The organism is Micromonospora sp. BS32 (assembly GCF_059089345.1).
In genome coordinates, this window is the sequence record NZ_JBSSHR010000067.1 from 1 (window position 1) to 630 (window position 630).

At 78.1% G+C, this 630-nt stretch carries 1 protein-coding gene; it reads left to right on the plus strand.

Annotated features, from left to right (window positions below):
- Nucleotides 1-403: 403 nt before the first annotated feature.
- The coding region (locus tag AC5RWQ_RS30270) for a hypothetical protein (protein WP_494286012.1) at nt 404-630 on the plus strand (227 nt) is incomplete at its 3' end.

The window sequence follows — 630 nt, forward strand, 5'->3', positions numbered from 1 at the left end:
GGACACGCGGGCGCTCGGGCGCGTGCGCGCGTACGCGAAGCGGTCACAGCCTGTCAACCCTCTCCGGGAGAAAGCCCATGAGCAACAACACCACCAACGGCGGCGGGAACGGTGGCGGGCAGGTGATCCCGCTCCGTCCTTCCGGGACGGTGCCGCCGCCTCCGCCTCCGCCGCCTGCTGCACCTCCCCCGCCGGCCCCGCCATCGGCCCCGCCGGCACCGGCCGTTGCTGCTCCGGCCGCTCCCGCCCCGGCGGCCGCGCACCCGACCCGGGCGCTCCCCGCCCCGGCGGTCCCGCCGCCGCCGGTTCCCTCCCTGCCTGCGGCAGGGGCAGGGGTGGCGGCCTTACCGTCGACCGGCACCGCGGCCGACGCGGGCCGGGCCGGGCCGGGCTGAGCACTGCGATGGTCGTGGCGATCGCCACCGCGGTGGCCGCCGTACGCGGTATGACCGGCTGGCTGGCCGATCGGCGCCAGCGCTTCCAGGACATGGCGCCGGTGCGGCAGGCGGTCGCGAAGGCGAAGGCCGAGAAGGTGAAGGCCCGCGCCGACCACGAGGCGGCGCTGGCGAAGATCGGTGGCGACGCGGAGGCGGCCCGCGCGAAGGGCCGCGTCCGGGCGCTCACCGAGTC